Consider the following 22236-nt stretch of genomic DNA (forward strand, 5'->3'; position numbering starts at 1 on the left):
TTGCAGCCATTTGCACCAAGGAAGGTGGGGGAGATACAACTCACCTGCCCGCTCGGACGCGTGTACGGGCCCTTCCCTTCCCCGAAGTCCCTCCCGGCACGGAAGCGGCGGACGGCGCATCAGAGAGCGCCGTCCGCCGTGTCGCTGATCAGGCGTCACACACCCAGTCCCTCCACCGGCTCACGAAACGGCCGCAGGACCGGTGGACTTGGCGGGGCCGCCGTCGTCGCCTCCGCCCTCCGGGCCTTCACCGTCGCCCACGGCGATTCCCCGCCTCTTGGACACGTATACCGCGCCGACGATGACGGCGATCGCGACAACGGCCACCAGAGCCCGGACCCCCGCACTGGCGTCGTCGCCGTAACTGAACTGCACCACCGCGGGCGCGATGAGCAACGCCACGAGATTCATCACCTTGAGGAGCGGGTTGATCGCCGGGCCCGCCGTGTCCTTGAACGGGTCGCCGACCGTGTCGCCGATGACCGTCGCGGCATGGGCATCGCTGCCCTTGCCGCCATGGTGTCCGTCCTCGACGAGCTTCTTGGCGTTGTCCCACGCGCCACCGGAGTTGGCGAGGAAGACGGCCATCAGCGTGCCGGTGGCGATCGCACCCGCGAGGTACGAGCCAAGAGCCCCGACCCCGAGGCTGAATCCCACCGCGATCGGCGCCAGGACAGCGAGCAGGCCCGGTGTGGCCAGCTCGCGCAGGGCGTCCTTGGTGCAGATGTCGACGACACGGCCGTACTCGGGCTTCTCCGTACGGTCCATGATCCCGGGGTGCTCCCGGAACTGCCGGCGCACCTCGTGGACCACGGCACCGGCCGACCTGGCGACCGCGTTGATAGCCAGCCCCGAGAAGAGGAAGACGACCGCGGCCCCGAGGATCAGGCCGACCAGGTTGTTCGGCTGGGAGATGTCCAGACTCAGCCCGAGCTCTCCCGCACGGGCCCCCACGTCGTCGACCGCCGTGGCGATGGCGTCCCGGTACGAGCCGAAGAGCGCGGCGGCCGCCAGGACCGCCGTGGCGATCGCGATGCCCTTGGTGATGGCCTTGGTGGTGTTGCCCACGGCGTCCAGGTCGGTGAGCACCTGGGCTCCCGCGCCGGTGACGTCCCCGGACATCTCGGCGATGCCCTGGGCGTTGTCGGACACGGGACCGAAGGTGTCCATCGCCACGATGACACCCACGGTGGTCAGCAGGCCGGTCCCTGCCAGGGCCACCGCGAAGAGCGCCAGCATGATCGACGTACCGCCGAGCAGGAACGCCCCGTAGACGCCGAGGCCGATCAGGAGCGCGGTGTAGACGGCCGACTCCAGGCCGAGGGAGATACCTGCGAGCACGACCGTCGCGGGGCCGGTCAGGGAGGACTTCCCGATGTCCTGGACGGGGCGCCGGCTGGTCTCGGTGAAGTAGCCGGTGAGCTGCTGGATCAGGGCGGCGAGCACGATGCCGAGAGCGACGGCGACCAGGGCGAGGACGCGCGGGTCTCCGCCGTGGGAGGAGATGGCCCCGTCGGTGACCCCGTCCAGTTCGGCGTACGAGGACGGCAGGTAGACGAAGACGGCCACCGCCACGAGGACCAGCGAGATCACCGCGGATACGAAGAACCCGCGGTTGATGGCGCTCATCCCGCTGCGGTCGGCGCGCCGGGGTGCGACGGCGAAGATTCCGACCATCGCGGTGATCACCCCGATCGCCGGGACGATCAGCGGAAAGGCCAGCCCGGAATCCCCGAAGGCGGCCTTGCCCAGGATCAGCGCCGCCACCAGCGTGACGGCGTACGACTCGAAGAGGTCGGCGGCCATGCCCGCGCAGTCACCGACGTTGTCGCCCACGTTGTCGGCGATGGTCGCGGCGTTGCGCGGATCGTCCTCCGGGATGCCCTGCTCCACCTTGCCCACCAGGTCGGCCCCCACGTCGGCGGCCTTGGTGAAGATGCCGCCCCCGACACGCATGAACATGGCGATCAGCGCGGCACCGAGGCCGAATCCCTCGAGCACCTTGGGCGCGTCGGCAGCGTAGACGAGCACCACGCAGGAGGCTCCGAGCAGTCCGAGGCCGACCGTGATCATCCCGACCACACCGCCCGTACGGAAAGCGATCTTCATCGCCTTGTGCGAAACGGTGGTGAGATCCTTCTCCGGTTCTCCCTCGCCAGGAGTCGCTTCGCGGGCGGCGGCGGCCACGCGCACATTGCTGCGGACGGCGAGCCGCATACCGATGTATCCGGTGGCCGCCGAGAAAAGGGCACCCACCAGGAAGAACAGCGAGCGCCCTGCGCGCTGAGACCAGTCGTCGGCCGGGAGCAGCAGGAGCAGGAAGAACACGACGACTGCGAAGATGCCGACGGTACGCAGTTGCCGGGCCAGATAGGCATTTGCGCCCTCCTGGACCGCGGCGGCGATCTCTTTCATGCGGTCGGTGCCCTCACCGGCCGCCAGCACCTGACGTGCGAGCAGCCGGGCGAGGACCAGCGCGGCAAGGGCGACGACCGCGATGACCACGACGATCAGCCGGTTGCCGTCGGTGAGTACTGCGGCTGCGAGTGAGGTGGAGCGGACGGAAGGTACGGAAACGTGCGTCAGTTCCGCCAGTGGGGTGTTGAAGAACTCCGCCATACGTCCTCCTTGACGCTGAGCGCTCAAGACGTGGACGGATTGTAGGGAGCAGAACCTGATCAAAACAGTGGGTGGTCAATGAAATCGACTTTCGTCCACCCAATGACAAATGATCTCTTCCACCGATGAACCCGAATGCAGTAATGGGGCAGGGGCATGGCGTGCGGAATTCCCTGGGATCAGGGATCAGACACAAGCATCAGGCACGAGGATCAGGTACGAGGATCAGGTACGAGAAAAAGGCCCTGCTCAGCAGGGCCGCACGATGTGATCGCACCCGGGAGCGGGGTGGTGGGCACGTGGAACAGAATCCCGGGCTCAGCGGCGGCGCAACTACTCAGAGGCGCAGGGCTGCCTGATCCTGAACCGCGAAGGGCTGGACAGTGGCGGCCGAGGTGAACGGCGAGCCTCCGGCAGCGCGCGGCGGGATCGGACGGCGCAGGTGTACCAGGCACCACCGGCCACGCGGCAAGCCCGGGCCACCGGGCCAGACAAACCGCCTGGCGAGGCGAACCACCAGGCCGAGATGCACCGAGGTGCCCGCACAGGGCGGGGTGGGTCAGGGAAGCAGCACGGCCGGAGTCGTCGGCCAGGTCATGCGGATCACTCCGCCGTCCTCACCAGTACGAACTTCGACGTCGTCGACCAGGCCACTGATGACGGCGAGGCCCATCTCGTCCTCGGTGTCGGCGTCGGTTTCCGCATCGCCCGGGCCTCCCCCGCCGGGTGCTCCCGAACGTGACGAGCCGCTTCCCGGGGCGAGAAGCCCGTCGCCGACCTCGATGGAGAAGGCCTTCTCGTCCTCGGTCAGAACAACCGTGACCGGGGCGGAGATGTCATGGCTCCGATGCAGTCCGACGGCGCGGCTGCATGCCTCGCCGACCGCGAGTCTGACCTCGTCGAGCACCGCCTCGTCGACGCCGGCCCGGCGCGCCACGGCGGCTGCCACGAGGCGGGCCGTCCTGACGTGTTCAGGCTGAGCGCTGAAGCGGAGTTCAACGGTTGGCATGCCATCCCCCTCGAACGTTAGAGCGTGCTTCTCAGGGGCCCGGGCGTGACGCCCGGTACCCCTGGTCTCATTCTCCTCCGGAAACCGACGAAGCCGGCAGCCGACCACATGGTCGACCGCCTGCCCTTGGCGGCCTGTCTGCTGCCGCCTGCCGGTCTGTCACTGCGCGCCTGCCGGCCCGGGAGCTGCCGACGTGCACCCGACGGTTCAGTCGGTGGCAGCGACAGCCTCGTCGACCGAAGTGTGAATGGGAAACACCTTGGTCAGACCTGTGATCCGGAAGATCTTGAGAATGCGCTCCTGGTTGCACACCAGGCGCAGCGAGCCCTCATGGGCCCGGACACGCTTCAAGCCACCCACGAGCACGCCGAGTCCGGTGGAGTCGAGGAAGTCGACGCCTTCCATGTCGACAACCAAGTGGTAGCTGCCGTCATTCACCAACTCGACCAACTGCTCGCGCAGCTTGGGCGCGGTATACACATCAATCTCGCCACCGACCTCGACGACCGTACGGTCGCCACCAGGGCCGGACACATTGCGAGTCGACAGGGACAGGTCCACGGATCCTCCAGCACCTTGCTATCGAGCGGTCGCCCCTCGGTCTCCCCGGCGGAGGCCAGGGGACGGATCGCCAGCCGCGATGGCATTCAATCACTTACCAGCAGCCATGCACGACGCCTTGGGACCATTGTCCATCACGCCAGTGACACACTCGGTGCCGATGGCCAAGAATCACCGCCCCAGTCGACCACCCGAGAACGCGGGCTCGCGCCCGTCTCCCGCAGTGGTTCTCGACCGGCTCGCCGCAGCGGCGGGCCGGGCAGCGCGCATCACTCATACGGAGCACCTGCCCCCACGTGCGGGAACCCATGCCCTCTGGCCGGATCGCATCCGGCCGGAAGTGATCTCGGCAATCAGCCGGGCCGGAATCGACCATCCGTGGACGCATCAGGCCGCCGCCGCGGAGCACGCCCTCGACGGCGAGTCCGTCGTCATCGCCACCGGAACGGCGTCCGGCAAGTCACTCGCCTACCTCGCTCCGGTACTGAGTACCCTCCTCGACGGTTCGCATGCCCCGAACGGCCGCGGCACGACCGCCCTGTATCTCTCACCCACCAAGGCGCTGGCCGCCGACCAGCGCCGCTCGGTGAAGTCGCTCGCGGAGCCCCTCGGCTCCGCCGTCCGGCCGGCGGTCTACGACGGGGACACGCCGGTCGAGGAACGCGAATGGGTGCGCCAGTACGCCAATTACGTCCTGACCAACCCCGACATGCTTCACCGCGGCATCCTCCCGTCCCACCCCCGCTGGGCCTCCTTCCTCCGTGCGCTTCGCTTCGTCGTCATCGACGAGTGCCACACCTACCGGGGAGTCTTCGGCGCCCACGTCGCCCAGGTGCTCCGGCGCCTCCGGCGTCTCTGCGTCCGCTACGGCTCCGCCCCGGTCTTCCTGCTCGCCTCGGCCACCGCGGCGCAGCCCTCGGTCGCCGCCGGCCGCCTGACGGGGCTGCCCGTCAAGGAGGTCGCCGACGACGCCTCGCCCCGGGGCGAGATGGTCTTCGCCCTGTGGGAGCCGCCGCTGACCGAGTTGCACGGTGAGAAGGGGGCCCCCGTACGCCGTACAGCCACGGCCGAGACCGCCGACCTACTGACCGACCTGACCCTCCAGGGCGTGCGTTCGGTCGCCTTCGTGCGCTCCCGGCGCGGCGCCGAGCTCATCTCCGTCATCGCCAAGGAACGGCTGGCCGAGGTGGACCGCTCCCTGCCCGGGCGTGTCGCCGCCTACCGCGGCGGTTACCTGCCCGAGGAACGCCGGGCACTGGAGAGGGCGCTGCACTCCGGAGAACTGCTCGGACTGGCCGCCACGACCGCTCTGGAGCTCGGCATCGACGTCTCGGGGCTCGATGCCGTCGTCATCGCCGGATATCCGGGCACCCGCGCATCCCTCTGGCAGCAGGCCGGCCGCGCCGGACGTGCGGGCCAGGGCGCCCTCGCCGTCCTCGTGGCCCGGGACGACCCGCTGGACACCTTCCTCGTCCACCATCCCGAGGCACTGTTCCAGCAGCCTGTGGAATCCACCGTCCTGGACCCGGACAACCCCTACGTCCTCGCCCCGCACCTGTGCGCGGCGGCCGCGGAACTCCCGCTCACGGAAGCCGACATCGCGCTCTTCGGTCCCGCCGTGCCCGACCTCCTGCCGCAACTCGAATCCGCGAAGCTGTTGCGCAGGCGGACCACGGGCTGGCACTGGACGCGACGCGAACGTGCCGCCGACCTCACCGACATCCGCGGCGAGGGTGGCCGCCCGGTACAGATCGTGGAGGAAGGCACCGGCAGACTCCTCGGCACGGTGGACGAGTCAGCCGCGCACACGGCCGTGCACGAGGGCGCCGTCCACCTCCACCAGGGCCGGACCTACCTGGTCCGGAGGCTGGATCTGGAGGATTCGGTGGCGCTCGTGGAGGAAGCCGTCCCTCCGTATTCGACCAACGCCCGCGACACGACCGCGATCGCCGTGCTGGAGACCGACGCCGAGATTCCGTGGGGTGACGGGCGGCTCTGCTTCGGTTCCGTCGAGGTCACCAACCAGGTCGTCTCCTTCCTGCGCCGCAAGCTGATCACCGGAGAGGTCCTCGGCGAGACCAAACTCGACCTGCCGCCCCGCACCCTGCGCACCCGCGCCGTGTGGTGGACGGTGACCGAGGACCAGCTCGATGCCGCCCGGATCGGTCCCGAGATCCTCGGAGGCGCCCTGCACGCCGCCGAACACGCCTCCATCGGGATGCTGCCGCTCTTCGCGACATGCGACCGCTGGGACATCGGTGGCGTTTCCGTTCCCCTGCACCCCGACACGCTCCTTCCCACCGTGTTCGTCTACGACGGCCACCCGGGCGGTGCCGGCTTCGCCGAACGCGCCTTCCACACCGCCCGCACCTGGCTCACAGCAACTCGCCAGGCCATCGCGTCCTGCGAGTGCGAGGCGGGCTGTCCCTCCTGCATCCAGTCCCCCAAGTGTGGGAACGGCAACGAACCCCTGCACAAGCGAGGTGCCGTGCGGCTCCTGACCGAGCTGCTCAGGACCGCGCCGCTGGACCCCGGAGAAGCGCCCGGGCCGAACGGCCCGCCGACGGACTCGCCGGATCCGCACCCGGGAAAGGCTGAGGAATGAGGCGGGCCGGAGGCCGGCGGGACCTCCGGAGGCCCCGCTCGCGCCCGGACCTCTGGTTCGTACGGGCCGAAGCGCGCGCGGGCCGTCACATCGGCGATCTCACCCCGGACTCCGCAGCGCACGATCTCAGCTCCCTGCGCCGCGGCGACCTCGTCGGCTGCCCGGCACGCCGTTTCCGCGCCTCGTAGCGCCTGATCGGCTGCGGCGAGCGCCGCCAGATCCGCGGCGCCGCCGGCCCTGTGTCGGGCGGCCACGGCCTGCCCGAGCGCGAGCACCATCGCGAACACGGTGCACAGCGTCGCAGTCGTCACGGCCACCCAGACCGTCGCCAGCCCTTGATCCCCCGGGCCGCCCCTCATTCTCGTCATCCTCGTCACAGGCCGGTCCCCACCGTGTCGGTCCCCACCGCGTCCTCTGCAGATGCGACCGCGTCGGCGCTCAGCGTCAGACTCAACGGACCAGGCCCTGGCGTCGGCGCCTCCACTCGGACCCGCCACAAACCCCCGGCCCGCTCCACGGCGACCCGGGCCCTGTCGGGGGCCGCCTCCCGGGCCGCGGACAGCACCGCCTGCTCCGGCTCCGATCGAGCCGCGGCCCGGGCTCCGGCCCGAGCGGCGTCCACACAGCGGATCTGATCCGAGGCTGCCACCAGCGCCCAGACGAGTGCGAGCACGAACGCCACCAGCACGGGGAGGGCCATCGCGGCCTCCGCCGTCACCGCTCCTCCGTCACCCCGCCGAACCTTCCGCGACACCTCAGAACTTCGCATCGAGGGCGTCCTTGATCAGCGCCTGCAGCGCCGACACCACCGCCCCGCTGGTCACCACCTTGTAGAGCACCGCCGCGAACGCGCAGGCGGCGATGGTCCCCACAGCGTATTCGGAGGTCGTCATCCCCCGGTCGAGGCCTGCGCGCCGGGCATGACTGCCGAACCTCGTCTGCCAGGCCCGACGCAGCGCTCGCAAGCACTTCCGCACAGCGTTACCACCCATTTCAACCCCCACGATCACAATTCGCGTCGTCTCGTTCGGAAATTCGGATTCCGGTGCTCCGGATCTGGAACTCCAGATCTGCAACTCCAGATCTGGAGCTTCGGGATCTGGAACTCCAGATCCCGAAGCTCGGTTCTCACAGACCGACTTCGGCTCCGGGCTTGGGGCAGCTCCGGCCCCCGGCGGGCCGGACAGCGCTCAGCCATGTCCGGGTCCCGTCCGGCCAGGGCGAAGTCGGGCCGGACCGGATCCGGTGTCGGCCTGAAGTGCCGCCCTTGTTCAGGTGCGGTGCAGCAGACCGGACGCCAGTCCGATCACCACAGGTGCCACGCCCACCGCCAGAAAGGCGGGCAGAAAGCAGAGCCCCACCGGTGCGGTGATCAGCACGGCCGCCCTCTGGGCGCGTGCCACGGCCGCGCTCGCTCGCTCGGCTCGCATCTCGTCGGCGATCCTGGAAACGGGCTCCGCCGCAGGAGCGCCCGTCGATGAGGCCCGGGCCAGGCAGCGGGCCAGGGGTGCGGCACCCGGTATCTCCCCGAACCGTCCCCACGCTTCCGCCGGTTCACCCCCGAGCAGAATCTCGGCCGCCGTACGGGCCAGCCGCTCGCCCACCGGACCGGTCATGGATTCCCCGACCGCCTCCGCCGCCTCTCTCGGCCCTGCCCCTGCCGAGATGCAGGACGCCAGCAGATCTGCGGCAAGCGGCAACTGCCGTACGACCTGGGCATCTTCGGCATCCCGTCCGACGGCCGCTCGTCCCCTTCGGGACTTGTGCCACCGCCGCAGACCGAACGCCGCCACGAGGCCGACCCCGCAGCCGGCGGGCCCGCCGACGAGGATCCAGCCGATCGCCCAGGCGGCCAGGAACACCATCCACCGCCGAGCGCGCGTCCCGCCCGCCAGCCGCATTTCCGACCACCCCCGCTTCGGCACCTTCGCCCGGGACTTGGTCAGCAGCTCCCCACGCCTCCGTATCCCTCGCTCACGCCGTCGGACAGTGAGCGAGAGAGTGAGATACACAGCGGCGCCCAGCACCGCCCCCGCCGCCCCCAGACGTTCCCCCGCCTCGGGCATCCCGCTCACGACCACCTCAGGCATCCCGCTCACGACTCCCCCGCCCTCACGATCCGCGCCGCCCAGAACAGCCCCGCCGCCTCCAGAAGGCCACCCGTGAACAGGCAGACCAGCCCGCCCGGACTGTGCAGCAGAACCTCCAGCGGATCCGCCCCGAGCGCCGCCCCCAGACCCAGCCCCACCACCGGCAGCAATGCCAGGACCGCGACCGTCGACCACGCGCCTGCCAGTTGCGCCCGCAGCTCCTCCCGTCGGCGCCGCTCGCCCCGCAGGGCACTCTCGAGGCGTGCCAGACCTGCCGCGAGACCGGCTCCGCCGTCCACTGCCACACGCCAGCAGGCCGCCATCCCCGCCAGCCCGTCGAGACCGGGCCCGTCGGCCGCCTGCCGCAGCGCGCCCGGCACGTCGCCGCCGAACCGCGCTGCGGCCAGCACCGCGGACTCCGCGGTTCCCAGCGCGCCCGTGCTCCGCACGGCGGCGCGCAGAGCCTCTCCGGGTTCGCGCCCTGCCCGCAGCTCGCCCACCACCGACCCGCAGAGCGACGTCACCGCGTCGGCGACCCGCTCCCGCTCGCGTCCCCGCGCCCGCCGCTGCAGCCACCGCCGCACGAGCGGGACCGCCACAGCTCCCGCGAGCAGAGGAAGCACCGATTCACCCAGCACGGCGAGAAGGGCCGCCACAGGGGCACACAGCCATTCCCTGCGCCCCACGAGGAAGGACCGGAGCATTACCCCCGCCGTCGGGACCCATCGGGCCTCCCGCCCCCTCTGCATCAGGGCCCGGGCTCGGCGTGCCCCTGGATCCCGTGCCACGGCCAGCCCACCCGCGAGGCCCGCGCAGCCCGCCATCACCCAGGCGAGCCCCTGCATCAGGGGTTCGGACCCCGCCGTCACGTCCCCTCCCCGAGCAGCACGCCGAGTCGCTCCCGGCCCGGCTCCGGCTCGAACCCGTCCGTCCCCCAGCGCAGCGCGGGCACCGTGACGACCAGGCCCGCCGAATCCCGCTCGAGCACATGCACTTCGGCGAGCCTGCGCTGCCCGTCCCTGTCCCGCACGAGGTGAAGGACCACGGAGAGGGCGGCTGCAAGCTGGCTGTGCAAGGCCGCCCGGTCAAGGCCGGCCGCCGTCCCGAGCGCTTCCAGACGCGCAGGAACGTGCTCTGCGGCATTCGCGTGGACCGTGCCGCAACCGCCTTCGTGCCCGGTGTTGAGCGCCGCCAGAAGCTCGGTCACCTCGGCGCCACGGACCTCTCCCACCACCAGCCGGTCGGGCCGCATGCGCAGCGCCTGGCGTACGAGGTCCCGTAGCACCACGCGCCCGGCACCTTCCTGATTGGCGGGACGGGACTCCAGGCGCACCACGTGCGGGTGATCCGGGCGCAGTTCCGACGAGTCCTCGGCCAGCACGATGCGCTCCCGTTCGCCCACCGCCCCCAGCAGACTCGACAACAGAGTGGTCTTCCCCGCGCCGGTTCCTCCGCTGATCAGGTACGAGACCCGGGCCTCGACCAGCGCCTTCAGCAATAGGTCGCCGCCGGGCGGAACCGTCCCCGCCGCCACGAGCTCCGCCAGGGTGAAGGCCCTGGGCCGCACCACCCGCAGCGAGAGGCACGTCGAACCGACGGACACAGGCGGCAGGACCGCATGCATGCGCGTCCCGTCCGGCAGCCGGGCGTCCACCCACGGCCGGGCGTCGTCCAGACGACGGCCCGCTACCGCAGCGAGCCTCTGTGCCAGCCTCCGGACAGCCGCCGCGTCCTGAAAGGTGACCCGGGTCAGCTCGAGTCCGCCGCCACGGTCCACCCACACCCGGTCCGGAGAGGACACCAGCACGTCGGTCACCGCCGGATCGGCCAGCAGCCGTTCGAGCACCCCGGTGCCGACCAGTTCTCCTCGCAGCTCCTCGGCCGCGCCGAGGACTTCCGCGTCACCCAGCAGGCGCCCCTGCTCCCTCAGCGCGGCAGCCACTCCGGCAGGAGTGGGCGCCGCACCACTGCGTGCCAGTCGTTGGCGTACGGCGTCGAGCAGCGCGTCGGTCATGAGACCGCGCCCCAGGACGACCGGGCGGGGACGCCGGCGAAGCGGCCGGGAGAATCCGCCAGCTCCCAGAAGGCCTTACAGAATCGGGCCAACGCACCCCGGGGATTTCCGCCGGGAGGCACACCACTGTCCTGAGCCGAGGACAACCCGGCCTCCAGGGGCAGGTCTCCGACGAGAGGCAGTCCCAGTGCCTGAGCCACCCAATGCTCGTCCAGGCCCGCCGTGTAGGGCCCCCTGGCGACTACCCGTAGGTCCTCAAGGACCATCCCGGCCGCCGACGCGACGCGTTGCGCCGCTGCGACCGCTCTCAGCTCACCGGGCACGACCAGCAGCCCGACGTCCAGCTGCGCGAGCGCCTCCACCACGCTTTCGTCGACTCTCCTGGGCAGATCCACGACCACAACTCCACCGAGGCGACGCGATGCGGCGAGCACCGACCGCATGGCCTGCGGCGGCACGATCACCTCGTCGTCCCGGCCCCAACTGAGCACGCGCAGCCCATGCAACGCCGGCAGGGACTCCTCCAGCGCCCCTCCGCCGACCCTTCCCTTCGAACGGGCGAAATCCGGCCACCGCAAGCCGTCGGATTCCTCACCGCCGAGCAGTACGTCGATGCCACCGCCCAAGGGGTCACCGTCGATCAGCATCGTCCGCCGCCCCGATCGCGCCGCTGTCACAGCCAGCGCACATGCCAGCGTGGACGCGCCGGAGCCGCCACGTCCGCCGATCACCCCCACCGTGAGCGCGGATCGGCCCACGCCCTCCACCGCGTTGGCGATCTGATCGACGAGCCAGCTCTCGGAATCGGGCAGTCGCAGCACGTATTCGGCCCCGATCTCCACCGCGCGACGCCATACGTCAGGATCGTCCTGGTCCCGCCCCACGAGCATGACGCCGGGCCTTCGGGACGCCCCACGGCATCGCGACGCCGCGTCGTCACCCACCAGGACCATCGGCGCCCGCTCCCAGCCACCTCTCTCCGCAGGAGGCCCGTGACGCACCTCGGGTACCGCCCCGGCTGCTGCGCACAGCCTGAGCAGATCGTCGAGCAGTTCCGCTTCCTCGGTCACGATCAACGGCCCGCACCGGCGCTCCTCGACGCTCGGCAGACCCTCGCTCGCGCAAGATCCAGCCACGATCTCCGCCCCTTCCCACTGTCCCTTCGGTGCGGTTTCGCGGTGATCTCGAACGCTTCCGAGACACGCGATTCCGGAACCCGCGGACTTCGCGGGTGGAATCAACATGCAAGCTCTCGGAAAAACATGTGGATCTTGCTCAAAAACTGTGGACAACTACAGCGTTGTGAATATCTCGGTAGCTCGTACAGGGGACATTCGGAGCGCACCCCTTTCACTACTCAGCGTGACGAGAGATGATCGGACCGATCCCCGGGAGGCGCTGGCCACGGAGAGCCGCAGAAGGACGAAGAACCCTGCCCCCTCACCGGAAAACGGGTCCGGACATGCGACGACCCCCGCCGGGGGGGAGAGCGGGGGTCGTCCCCACGGCCGACTCGGGGGGGGAGGAGTCGGACCGGGTTAGCACGGTCGCGAACGATCCGTGACTTCCATGGTGTACCCGAGCACCTTCTCAGGCAAACCCACCCGCCGGACTTTACGCCGAATGGCGGGCCCCTATGCTCACCTTTGTGGAAAACTGCTTCTCACCGCGCACAGCAGCCTTCTTTGACCTGGACAAGACGGTCATTGCGAAGTCATCGACACTGACCTTCAGCAAGTCCTTCTACCAAGGCGGGCTGATCAACCGCCGTGCCGTACTGCGCACCGCGTACACACAGTTCGTGTTTCTCGCCGGGGGCGCCGATCACGACCAGATGGAGCGGATGCGCGACTACCTGTCGGCGCTCTGCAAGGGGTGGAACGTCCAGCAGGTGAAGGACCTCGTCGCCGAGACCCTGCACGAGCTGATCGACCCGATCATCTACGACGAGGCGGCAACACTCATCGAGGAGCACCACACCGCCGGACGCGACGTGGTCATCGTTTCGACCTCCGGCGCCGAGGTCGTCGAGCCGATCGGGGAACTGCTCGGCGCCGACCGGGTCGTGGCGACCCGGATGGTCGTGGGGGACGACGGCTGCTTCACCGGTGAGATCGAGTACTACGCCTACGGTCCCACCAAGGCCGAGGCGATCAGGGCACTCGCCGAATCGGAAGGCTACGACCTCTCCCGCTGCTACGCGTACAGCGACTCCGCAACAGACGTGCCCATGCTGGAATCGGTGGGCTATCCGCACGCGGTCAACCCTGACCGGGCGCTGCGGCGCGAGGCCACGCTGCGGGAATGGCCGATTCTCGTCTTCGACCGGCCGGTCCGGCTCAAGCAGCGTCTCCCCGCGTTCTCGATGCCGCCCCGACCGGCGCTCGTGGCCGCCGCTGCGGTGGGAGCGGCGGCCGTCACCGCCGGACTGGTCTGGTACGCCAACCGCCGCCGCGCCGCAGCGCCCACCACCTGAGAGGCGTGACCGGCCGGCACCGCTTCTCGGCGCGCAGCCCTCGCAGCCACGGCCGACCACTCGCAGAAACGTCCGGCCCGACCGCATTTGAACATAAAAGTAAAGAAGTGGGGCCAGGGCTTCCGATCCCCCCGCTCCAGGAGTACAAAGGATTCAACGGCCCGCGAGACCAAGGACATCCGAGAGGATGACCTTTCACGCACACACGGCCCCACGGACCGAGCACGAAAGCCGAGCACCCACGCGACGTCGACCCGTCGATTACGGGCCAGCCGCACCAGGTGACGGGCAATGAACCCGACCTGATGGGCACATTCCGAGGACGCTTGGTAACTGGGCGGACGTGCCAGCGGCGGTACCGGAACCGGTACCGCCGCACCCCTGTCCGGGGTCCGCCCGTGCGCATCTCCGACCGCGCGAGCAAACTTCGGTCCGGCCCCGCACGGGCACGGGCCGATGCGCTCAGGCCGCGCCGCGCTGCATCGCTTCACACACCGCCGTGGACTCCCTGACGCCAAGACCCACCGAGCGCCCGCAGTGGGCGATCCAGGCGGCCATCCCCTCCGGCCTCCCCGAGAGGTACCCCTCGAACGCCGCAACGTAGGCCGCACGCCCCTGCTCCGCATGACCGACCTCGGCAGGGCAGATCGATTTGGGGTCGAGCCCGCTGCCGATCAGCACGATCCGCTCGGCGGTACGGGCGACCAAGCCGTTGTGCGAGCCGAAGGGGCGAAGCGCCAGCAGTTCACCGTGCACCACCGCCGACGTCACGAGTGCGGGCGCCGAGCCGCCGGCGATGATCAGCCCGGACAGCCCCTCGAGGCGGCCGGACACCTCGCCCGCGTCCGGGAGGGGCGCCTCGATCAAGGGCTCGTCGACCGGTTCGCCCGCCACCCGCGGCCGGCCGACCGTTTCATCGGGAGTCCCGCCGCCCGCCGCCACCAGGTGCAGCCGCGCCAGCACACGGAGGGGCGACTGCCGCCAGATGGAGAGCAGCTGCCCGGCCTCCGCCGTGAGTCTGAGGGCGGCGCCTACGACGCGAGCCTCGTCGTCACCACGGAAGTCCGTACGCCGCCGCACCTCCTCGAGATTCCAGTCGGCGCCCGAGAGCGCCGCCGAACCGCGAGCCCCCCGCAGAGCGGCCTCCGCGGTCACCTCGTTACTGCGGCGCCGCATGACCCGGTGCCCGTAGGCCCTGTCCACAGCCTTGCGTACGGAGTCCACCGCGTCGGCGACGCCCGGCAGGTCACCCAGGGCGGCAAGCGGGTCCGAGGAAGTCGTACTCATAAGTAGGGAGGCTACGCGCCCCGCGTGCGGATGCCGTCCAGGAGTGGCCTTCTTCACGAAGCATGACAGCACTGAGCGATGAGACCGCTACCCTAGGTGAACATGAAGATCGCTTTCGTGGGGAAGGGCGGCAGCGGCAAGACAACGCTGTCCTCGCTCTTCATCCGCCACCTCGCAGCCAATGAAGCCCATGTCGTCGCGGTGGACGCCGACATCAACCAACACCTCGGGGCCGCCCTCGGCCTGGACGAGAACGAATCCGCTGCGCTGCCCGCCATGGGCGCCCAGCTGCCCCTCATCAAGGACTACCTCCGCGGAAGCAACCCCCGGATCGCGTCCTCCTCGACGATGATCAAGACAACACCTCCAGGAGAAGGCTCCCGGCTCCTGCGGGTCCGCGAGGACAACCCGGTCTACGACGCCTGCGCCCGCACGGTCCGTCTGGACGACGGGGACATCCGACTGATGGCCACCGGCCCCTTCACCGAGTCCGACCTCGGTGTCGCCTGCTACCACTCCAAGGTCGGTGCGGTCGAACTCTGCCTCAACCACCTGGTCGACGGCCCGGACGAGTACGTGGTGGTCGACATGACCGCGGGGTCGGATTCGTTCGCGTCAGGGATGTTCACCCGGTTCGACATGACGTTCCTCGTCGCCGAACCGACCCGGAAGGGCGTCTCCGTCTACCGCCAGTACAAGGACTACGCACGGGACTTCGGCATCGCGCTGAAGGTGGTGGGCAACAAGGTGCAGGGCGCGGACGATCTCGACTTCCTGCGCGACGAGGTCGGCGACGACCTGCTGGTCGCCGTGGGCCAGTCGGACTGGGTCCGGACGATGGAAAAGGGCCGCCCCGCCCCCTTCGAGCTGCTGGAGGCGGACAACCGCATGGCTCTTCAGGCCCTGCAGGACGCAGCCGAGGATTCGTACGAGCTGCGTGACTGGGAGCGCTATACCCGGCAGATGGTGCACTTCCACCTGAAGAACGCCGAGAGCTGGGGCAACGAGAAGACGGGCGCCGACCTGGCTGCCCAGGTCGACCCCGCCTTCGTCCTGCATGAGCACCGCGCGGCGGGCGCCGCCCAGCCGGCCTGACCGGACGGAGCAGCGCCGGGGTGGCCCTAGTCCGTGCCCCTGTCAGCCCCCTCGCCTGCCGGCTGATCCGCCGGCCCGGCAGGCACGGGGCTGCCTGTGGGCTTGACCGGCGCCGCTCCCGCGAGGAACGCGGTCCAGCCCCGCTCGGGCTTCTGCCCCACCTTCAGAGTGCCGAGCCTGGCGAGCGTCGCGGGGTCCTGCGCGTCCAGCCAGTCGGTGAGCTGCCGGAAGGACACGCATTGCACATCCTTCTGGGTGCACACCGTCTTGATCGTCTCCTCGACCGCACGCATGTAGGTGCCGCCGTTCCAGGATTCGAAGTGGTTGCCGATAATCATCGGGGCGCGGTTCCCGTTGTAGGCGCGGTCGAACGCCTGGAGGAGGCCGTCCCGCATCTGGTTCCCCCAGTAATCGTGCTTGTCGGGGTCGCCCTGAGTCGTCGTACCGGACTGGTTGAACATGAAGTTGTAGTCCATCGAGAGAGTCTCGAAGGCGCGGCCCGGCACGGGGACGAGTTGCAGGGGGAGGTCCCAGAGCCCGTCCTTCTTCGCGGGCCAGACCTGGTTCCCCACACCACTGGAGTCGTAACGGAATCCCATGGTCCGTGCCGCTGCGACCATGTTCTTCTGGCCCTCCAGGCACGGGGTGCGGGCGCCGATCAGTTCCTTGTCGTAGTCGAAGGGCAACGGAGCTTCACTCTTGAGGGCAGGAGTGTTGGACTTCCAGCTCTTCACGAACGCCTTCGCCTGGCTGATCTCGCTCTTCCACTCCTCGACCGACCAGGTGCCCACACCTCCGTCCGGGCCGCAGAAGTGCCCGTTGAAATGGGTTCCGATCTCATTGCCGTCCAGCCAGGCCGCGCGCAGCTCCGTCAGCGTGTGGCGAATTCCCTCGGTGTCGTTGAACCCGATGTCGGAGCGGCCCGCCGAGTGCTGAGGCGGGTCGTAGAGCGCCCGCTTCTCCTCCGGCAGGAGGTACACACCACTGAGGAAGTACGTCATCCTGGCGTCGTACTTCTTCGCGACCTCGCGGAAATGCGAGAACAACTTCTGGCTGTCCTCACCCGCTCCGTCCCAGGAGAACACCACGAACTGCGGAGGCTTCTGACCGGGCTTGAGGCGCTTGACCGCTGGAAGCCGCGGCTGGGCTCCGGTGTAGGCCGTGGAACCGTCACCGATGAGGTCGACCGCCCCCTTCGGCGCCGCAGCCGGGGAGTTCGCCGGGGCCGACTTCTTCCCGAGGCCGGGGCCCTCGGCCCCCGTACCCAGGTCCGAACAGCCGGCGAGGCCGGCGACCAGGGCCGTGACCACGGCACCCAGAGCGATCCGCTTCGTGGCGGCCATCATCCGTCCACCCTCTTCCTTGCAGGATTCGTGCGGTCAAGTGCCTACACGGCGCGGCCAACCTCACACGCAGCCCGGCCGGAATCAGTACGACAAGCCAGATGAAAAGCTGCTTATTCACTGGAATGAGTGACTCAGTGGGCTATTTGCTCGAAAGCATGGACACTCTTCTTTACTCTCCATTACGATTCATTTACGGAGAGTTGAGAAATCCCGCCGCTTTACCCCACCGCTGCACGCCGTGACCCACGGCCGCCGTCACTCACATACCGCGACCGCGCTGCCCCGGAGGAGACGGGAACATGTCTGCCTGCGTCCCTACCCGCAACGACCACTCGTCCCGCAGTTCGCGCCAATCCCTCGCCTCGGGATTCAAGCGCCCGCACAGTCCGCCGCCACCGCCCCGACGCGGACGCTTCCGCGTCTCGGGCGCGGATCTGTCCGCATCGATCACCGTCTTCCTGATCGCCGTTCCCATGTCGCTCGGTCTCGCCGTCGCCATGGACGCCCCCCTCGCCGCCGGCCTGGTCTCGGCCGCGATCGGCGGCATCGTCGCCGGCCTGCTGGGCGGCACCCCCCTCCAGGTCAGTGGCCCATCCGCCGGACTGACCGTGGTCACAGCCGAGTTGATCCAGATCTACGGCTGGCGCACCACGTGCGCGATCACCGTCGGGGCAGGGCTCCTGCAGATCCTGCTGGGCTCGCTGAAGGCGGCCCGCAGCGCCCTTGCCGTCAGTCCCGCCATCGTGCACGGCACGCTCGCGGGAATCGGTGTGGCCATCGCTCTCGCCCAGATGCACATCGTGCTCGGCCGGGCACCGCAGAGTTCCGCGCTCGACAACGCCCTCTCGCTACCGTCCCACTTGGCCCAGTTCGAACCAGCGGCTCCTCTGATCGGGGCCCTGACCATCGTGCTGCTCGTCGTGTGGCCGCGCCTGCCCGGACGCGTCGGAGCATCGCTGGGCAGAATTCCTGCCGCGCTCGCCGCCGTGGTCGTCGCGACTGCGGTGGCCGCCGTGGCAACCCCCGGAATCGCCCGGGTGGACCTTCCTTCATGGCGCTCGCACGCACTGCCCGAGATGCCCCAGGGGCCGGTCGCCGCACTGGCGGCAGCGGTGTTCACGGTCATGCTCGTGGCGAGTCTCGAATCCCTGCTCGCCGCGGTCTCCGTCGACAAACTGGCCGCGGACCGGTCGGCCGCCGCACCCAAGGACGGAGCACCTGCGCCGGCGCCGGTCAAGCGATCCGATCTCGACCGTGAGCTGCGGGCCCAGGGGGTCGCCAATGCACTCTCAGGGCTGGCCGGAGGGCTTGCCGTGTCCGGCGGCGCCGTACGCAGTTCCGCGAATGTGCGGGCGGGTGCCGAGAGCCGCGCCTCCACCGTGCTGCACGGCGTATGGGTGCTGTCGGCGGCCATGCTGCTCGTCACCGTCCTCGAGTGGATCCCCCTGGCGGCACTCGCCGCCCTCGTGATGGTGGTGGGCATCCAGATGGTCAGCTTCGCCCATATCCGCAAGGTCCACAGACACCGTGAGTTCCTGGTCTACGGCGCGACGATCAGCGGTGTGATCCTCGCCGGGGTGCTCGAAGGCGTGGCGATCGGCATCGTCGTGGCGGTGGCCGTCGCCCTGCACCGGCTGGCCCGGACGCGGATCACCGTGACGGAACAGGACGGCCGCTACCTCGTGGCCGCCCGCGGGCAGTTGACGTTTCTGGCCGTCCCCCGTCTCAGTCGCCTGCTCGGACGGCTCCCCCACGGGGTCGACGCCGTGGTCGAACTGGACGGCTTCTTCATGGATCATGCCGCGTACGAGACGATCCAGGACTGGTACGCCGCACAGACCGCGATGGGCGGTCGGATCGAGTTCACGGGGCGTTCGGGAGGCCGGATCGCCGAGCCCGCGTCGGCGGCCCACTCCTGCTGCCGCCCCTGGACACCATGGCGCAACCATCACTGTCACGACCGTACGCACAACGCCGCACCGCACGCCGAGGCGCCTGCCTCGCACACCGTCCAGAAGTCCTCTCCCTCAGATCCGGCGGTCTCCCCTCACCGCAGGCACGGTGCCCACCGGCTGCTCAGCGGACTGAGTTCGTTCCAGCGCACCACCGCTCCCCTGGTCCGCGAGGAGCTGGCCCGGCTGGCCGCCGAAGGGCAGCGGCCTTCACAGCTGTTCCTCACCTGCGCCGACTCCCGCCTGGTCACCAGCATGATCACCGCGAGCGGCCCGGGCGACCTGTTCACCGTGCGGAACGTCGGAAACCTGGTACCCCCGCCGGACACCGGAAGCGAGACGAGCAACGACGACTCGGTGGCGGCCGCCATCGAATACGCGGTGGACGTGTTGGAAGTCGAGTCCATCACCATCTGCGGCCACTCCGGATGCGGAGCGATGCAGGCACTGTTGGGCGCTGCGCCGGAGACTCCCCGTACACCTCTATGGCGCTGGTTGCGGCACGGCCTGCCGAGTCTGGAGCGCATGCGCTCCCGTCACCACTCATGGGCACGCATCGCCGGGCGACTGCCGACCGATGCGGTCGAGCAACTCTGTCTGACCAACGTGGTCCAGCAGTTGGAGCACCTGCGCGCGCACGAGTCGGTGGCCCGCCGGCTCGCGGCGGGCACCCTGCAACTCCACGGCATGTACTTCCACGTCGGTGAGGCGCAGGCCTACCTGCTGACCGAGGGCGCCAGCTCCGGAACGGGGCCCGACGAGGTCTTCGCCCGGGTCGCCCCGGGTGCGGAATGGAGTGCGGAACCCGGCGTCGACGCCCTGCTCACCGCCCCCGGCACCACCGTCGGGGCCTGAACCTCTCACCTACCCGGTCCGTGAGACCTTGTGGTCCCGCTTTCGCCACGCACGATGTTGCTTGCGGAAGCGGGACCTGTGGCTCCATACACGAGGCACAGGTCTAAACCAATTCCCGGCAGACACTTGTCACCTGGCCCTCGGCCTGATGAGCTGTCCTCCGGGACACAACGGACACCCTGGGAATGGGAGATGTCGTGAGCAACGAAAGCCTGGCCAATCTGCTCAAGGAGGAGCGGCGGTTCGCACCGCCTGCCGATCTGGCCGCGAACGCCAACGTGACAGCACAGGCGTACGAGCAGGCCGAGGCGGACAGGCTGGGCTTCTGGGCCGAGCAGGCCCGCCGCCTGACCTGGGCCACGGAGCCGACCGAGACGCTCGACTGGAGCAACCCGCCCTTCGCGAAGTGGTTCGCGGACGGCACGCTCAACGTCGCGTACAACTGCGTGGACCGCCACGTCGAAGCGGGCAACGGCGACCGGGTCGCGATCCACTTCGAGGGTGAGCCCGGCGACAGCCGCGCGATCACCTACGCGGAGCTGAAGGACGAGGTCTCCCGCGCCGCGAACGCCCTCACCGAACTCGGTGTCACCACGGGTGACCGGGTCGCCGTCTACCTGCCGATGATCCCCGAGGCCGCCATCGCGATGCTGGCCTGCGCCCGCATCGGCGCCGCGCACTCGGTGGTCTTCGGCGGCTTCTCCGCCGACGCGATCGCCGCCCGCATCCAGGACGCCGACGCCAAGGTCGTCATCACCGCCGACGGCGGCTACCGGCGCGGCAAGCCCTCGGCCCTCAAGCCGGCCGTGGACGACGCCGTCTCGCGCATCGACAGCGTCGAGCACGTCCTCGTGGTCCGGCGCACCGGGCAGGACACCGCGTGGAACGCGGGCAAGGACGTCTGGTGGCACGAGATCACCGCACGCCAGTCCACCGAGCACACCCCGGAGGCCTTCGACGCCGAGCAGCCGCTGTTCGTGCTCTACACGTCCGGGACGACGGGCAAGCCCAAGGGCATCCTGCACACCTCCGGTGGCTACCTCACGCAGGCGGCGTACACGCACCACGCGGTCTTCGACCTCAAGCCCGAGTCCGACGTGTACTGGTGCACCGCCGACATCGGCTGGGTGACCGGGCACTCCTACATCGTCTACGGGCCGCTGGCCAACGGCGCGACGCAGGTCATGTACGAGGGCACGCCCGACACCCCGCACCAGGGGCGTTTCTGGGAGATCGTGCAGAAGTACGGCGTCACGATCCTCTACACCGCGCCGACCGCGATCCGCACGTTCATGAAGTGGGGCGACGACATCCCCGCCAAGTTCGACCTGTCCTCGCTGCGGGTGCTGGGTTCGGTCGGTGAGCCGATCAACCCCGAGGCGTGGGTGTGGTACCGCAAGCACATCGGCGCCGACACCTGCCCCATCGTGGACACCTGGTGGCAGACCGAGACCGGCGCGATGATGATCTCGCCGCTCCCCGGGGTCACCGAGACCAAGCCCGGCTCCGCCCAGCGCGCCCTGCCCGGCATCGCGGCCACCGTCGTGGACGACGAGGCCCGCGAGGTCCCCGACGGCGGGGGCGGCTACCTCGTCCTCACCGAGCCCTGGCCCTCGATGCTCCGCACCATCTGGGGCGACGACCAGCGCTTCATCGACACCTACTGGTCGCGCTTCGAAGGCAAGTACTTCGCAGGCGACGGCGCCAAGAAGGACGAGGACGGCGACATCTGGCTGCTCGGCCGGGTCGACGACGTCATGCTCGTGTCCGGCCACAACATCTCCACCACCGAGGTGGAGTCCGCCCTCGTATCGCACCCCTCGGTCGCCGAGGCCGCCGTCGTCGGCGCCAACGACGAGACGACCGGCCAGGCCATCGTCGCCTTCGTCATCCTGCGCGGGACGGCCACCGCCTCCGAAGAGCTCGTCGCCGAGCTCCGCAACCACGTCGGCACCACCCTCGGACCCATCGCGAAGCCCAAGCGCGTCCTGCCCGTGGCAGAACTACCCAAGACCCGCTCCGGCAAGATCATGCGCCGCCTCCTGCGCGACGTCGCCGAGAACCGCGAACTCGGAGACGTCACCACCCTGACGGACTCCTCCGTCATGTCCCTCATCCAGACGCAGCTGCCGTCCGCCTCCGCCGAGGACTAGGAACAGCAGCAGAATCAGGACGGCCGGAGGCCAGACCTGTGCCGGGCGGCCACGAGCACTCCCGCCCGGCACAGGTCTGTTCGCAGGCCCGTTCGCGGGCCCATCAGCAGGTCTGTCAGTAGCTCCGCCAGCAGTCCGTTCGCACGTTGCCGAGGGGCACCCGGAAGCAGTCCG

The 22236-nt window shown here is 69.6% G+C and carries 16 protein-coding genes and 1 pseudogene; 5 read left to right on the plus strand and 12 right to left on the minus strand.

Going from position 1 to position 22236, the window contains the following annotated elements:
• Positions 1 to 180: 180 nt before the first annotated feature.
• The 3 genes from B9S57_RS02295 to bldG all read right to left on the minus strand — a co-directional run bounded on the left by B9S57_RS02295 (position 181) and on the right by bldG (position 4189).
• Complete coding sequence (locus tag B9S57_RS02295; RefSeq protein ID WP_181011203.1) at positions 181 to 2619, minus strand: sodium-translocating pyrophosphatase; 2439 nt, start codon at positions 2617 to 2619, stop codon at positions 181 to 183.
• Between the two features lie 559 nt (positions 2620 to 3178).
• Positions 3179 to 3628 carry an ATP-binding protein gene (locus tag B9S57_RS02300; protein WP_103513850.1) on the minus strand — a complete coding sequence of 150 codons (450 nt, stop codon included), beginning with the start codon at positions 3626 to 3628 and terminating at the stop codon, positions 3179 to 3181.
• Between the two features lie 207 nt (positions 3629 to 3835).
• Positions 3836 to 4189, minus strand: coding sequence for an anti-sigma factor antagonist BldG (bldG, locus tag B9S57_RS02305; protein WP_093799810.1), 354 nt, complete (start codon positions 4187 to 4189; stop codon positions 3836 to 3838).
• A gap of 79 nt (positions 4190 to 4268) precedes the next feature.
• Between bldG and B9S57_RS02310 the strand changes: the two genes are divergently transcribed.
• A complete protein-coding gene (locus B9S57_RS02310) occupies positions 4269 to 6794 on the plus strand; it encodes a DEAD/DEAH box helicase (RefSeq protein WP_258036180.1) in 2526 nt (841 codons plus the stop codon).
• Between the two features lie 89 nt (positions 6795 to 6883).
• Here B9S57_RS02310 and B9S57_RS02315 read toward each other — a convergent pair.
• The 7 genes and pseudogenes from B9S57_RS02315 to ssd form a co-directional block, all read right to left on the minus strand.
• A pseudogene (locus B9S57_RS02315) lies at positions 6884 to 7162 on the minus strand (Rv3654c family TadE-like protein); the annotation flags it as partial.
• A 5-nt stretch (positions 7163 to 7167) separates the two neighbouring features.
• Positions 7168 to 7512 (minus strand): TadE family type IV pilus minor pilin, encoded by a 345-nt coding sequence (locus tag B9S57_RS02320; RefSeq protein ID WP_308457374.1) that lies wholly within the window; start codon positions 7510 to 7512, stop codon positions 7168 to 7170.
• Positions 7513 to 7549: 37 nt separating this feature from the next.
• Positions 7550 to 7786 carry a DUF4244 domain-containing protein gene (locus tag B9S57_RS02325; RefSeq protein WP_103513909.1) on the minus strand — a complete coding sequence of 79 codons (237 nt, stop codon included), beginning with the start codon at positions 7784 to 7786 and terminating at the stop codon, positions 7550 to 7552.
• Positions 7787 to 8065: 279 nt separating this feature from the next.
• Positions 8066 to 8884 carry a type II secretion system F family protein gene (locus B9S57_RS02330; RefSeq protein ID WP_258036181.1) on the minus strand — a complete coding sequence of 273 codons (819 nt, stop codon included), beginning with the start codon at positions 8882 to 8884 and terminating at the stop codon, positions 8066 to 8068.
• Positions 8885 to 8889: 5 nt separating this feature from the next.
• Positions 8890 to 9729 (minus strand): type II secretion system F family protein, encoded by an 840-nt coding sequence (locus B9S57_RS02335; protein WP_103513910.1) that lies wholly within the window; start codon positions 9727 to 9729, stop codon positions 8890 to 8892.
• Between the two features lie 20 nt (positions 9730 to 9749).
• Entirely contained in the window at positions 9750 to 10898 is a 1149-nt protein-coding gene (locus B9S57_RS02340; protein ID WP_103513852.1) for a TadA family conjugal transfer-associated ATPase, read from the minus strand.
• A complete protein-coding gene (gene ssd / locus B9S57_RS02345) occupies positions 10895 to 12034 on the minus strand; it encodes a septum site-determining protein Ssd (RefSeq protein ID WP_103513853.1) in 1140 nt (379 codons plus the stop codon). Before ssd ends, B9S57_RS02340 begins: the two co-directional genes overlap by 4 nt.
• A 500-nt stretch (positions 12035 to 12534) precedes the next feature.
• On the opposite strand from ssd, the gene B9S57_RS02350 reads away from it, so the two are divergent.
• Positions 12535 to 13374 carry an HAD family phosphatase gene (locus tag B9S57_RS02350; RefSeq protein WP_103513854.1) on the plus strand — a complete coding sequence of 280 codons (840 nt, stop codon included), beginning with the start codon at positions 12535 to 12537 and terminating at the stop codon, positions 13372 to 13374.
• Between the two features lie 462 nt (positions 13375 to 13836).
• On the opposite strand, the gene B9S57_RS02355 is transcribed toward B9S57_RS02350, so the two are convergent.
• On the minus strand, positions 13837 to 14661 hold the full coding sequence (locus B9S57_RS02355) for an oxidoreductase (RefSeq protein WP_103513855.1): 825 nt from the start codon (positions 14659 to 14661) through the stop codon (positions 13837 to 13839).
• A gap of 102 nt (positions 14662 to 14763) precedes the next feature.
• Between B9S57_RS02355 and B9S57_RS02360 the strand changes: the two genes are divergently transcribed.
• On the plus strand, positions 14764 to 15756 hold the full coding sequence (locus B9S57_RS02360; protein WP_103513912.1) for an ATP-binding protein: 993 nt from the start codon (positions 14764 to 14766) through the stop codon (positions 15754 to 15756).
• Between the two features lie 26 nt (positions 15757 to 15782).
• Here the strand turns inward: B9S57_RS02360 and B9S57_RS02365 are convergent, their stop codons facing one another.
• Positions 15783 to 17102, minus strand: a complete 1320-nt coding sequence (locus tag B9S57_RS02365; RefSeq protein WP_103513856.1) for a hypothetical protein — start codon at positions 17100 to 17102, stop codon at positions 15783 to 15785.
• Positions 17103 to 17401: 299 nt separating this feature from the next.
• Between B9S57_RS02365 and B9S57_RS02370 the strand changes: the two genes are divergently transcribed.
• Positions 17402 to 19909 (plus strand): SulP family inorganic anion transporter, encoded by a 2508-nt coding sequence (locus B9S57_RS02370; RefSeq protein WP_103513857.1) that lies wholly within the window; start codon positions 17402 to 17404, stop codon positions 19907 to 19909.
• Positions 19910 to 20094: 185 nt separating this feature from the next.
• Positions 20095 to 22062: an acetate--CoA ligase gene (gene acs / locus B9S57_RS02375; RefSeq protein WP_103513858.1), complete on the plus strand. Its 1968-nt coding sequence runs from the start codon at positions 20095 to 20097 to the stop codon at positions 22060 to 22062.
• Positions 22063 to 22236: the final 174 nt, after the last annotated feature.

This window comes from Streptomyces sp. SM10 (assembly GCF_002910915.1).
Taxonomy (GTDB): Bacteria; Actinomycetota; Actinomycetes; order Streptomycetales; family Streptomycetaceae; genus Streptomyces.

Coding starts and splice junctions, on each gene's coding strand:
- B9S57_RS02325 (WP_103513909.1), bottom strand. CDS start 7,786: ATGGGTGGTAACGCTGTGCGGAAGTGCTTGCGAGCGCTGCGTCGGGCC.
- B9S57_RS02350 (WP_103513854.1), top strand. CDS start 12,535: ATGCTCACCTTTGTGGAAAACTGCTTCTCACCGCGCACAGCAGCCTTC.
- B9S57_RS02330 (WP_258036181.1), bottom strand. CDS start 8,884: ATGCCTGAGGTGGTCGTGAGCGGGATGCCCGAGGCGGGGGAACGTCTG.
- B9S57_RS02365 (WP_103513856.1), bottom strand. CDS start 17,102: ATGATGGCCGCCACGAAGCGGATCGCTCTGGGTGCCGTGGTCACGGCC.
- B9S57_RS02295 (WP_181011203.1), bottom strand. CDS start 2,619: ATGGCGGAGTTCTTCAACACCCCACTGGCGGAACTGACGCACGTTTCC.
- acs (WP_103513858.1), top strand. CDS start 20,095: ATGGGAGATGTCGTGAGCAACGAAAGCCTGGCCAATCTGCTCAAGGAG.
- B9S57_RS02300 (WP_103513850.1), bottom strand. CDS start 3,628: ATGCCAACCGTTGAACTCCGCTTCAGCGCTCAGCCTGAACACGTCAGG.
- B9S57_RS02335 (WP_103513910.1), bottom strand. CDS start 9,729: ATGCAGGGGCTCGCCTGGGTGATGGCGGGCTGCGCGGGCCTCGCGGGT.
- B9S57_RS02360 (WP_103513912.1), top strand. CDS start 14,764: ATGAAGATCGCTTTCGTGGGGAAGGGCGGCAGCGGCAAGACAACGCTG.
- B9S57_RS02310 (WP_258036180.1), top strand. CDS start 4,269: ATGGCATTCAATCACTTACCAGCAGCCATGCACGACGCCTTGGGACCA.
- B9S57_RS02355 (WP_103513855.1), bottom strand. CDS start 14,661: ATGAGTACGACTTCCTCGGACCCGCTTGCCGCCCTGGGTGACCTGCCG.
- B9S57_RS02340 (WP_103513852.1), bottom strand. CDS start 10,898: ATGACCGACGCGCTGCTCGACGCCGTACGCCAACGACTGGCACGCAGT.
- B9S57_RS02370 (WP_103513857.1), top strand. CDS start 17,402: ATGTCTGCCTGCGTCCCTACCCGCAACGACCACTCGTCCCGCAGTTCG.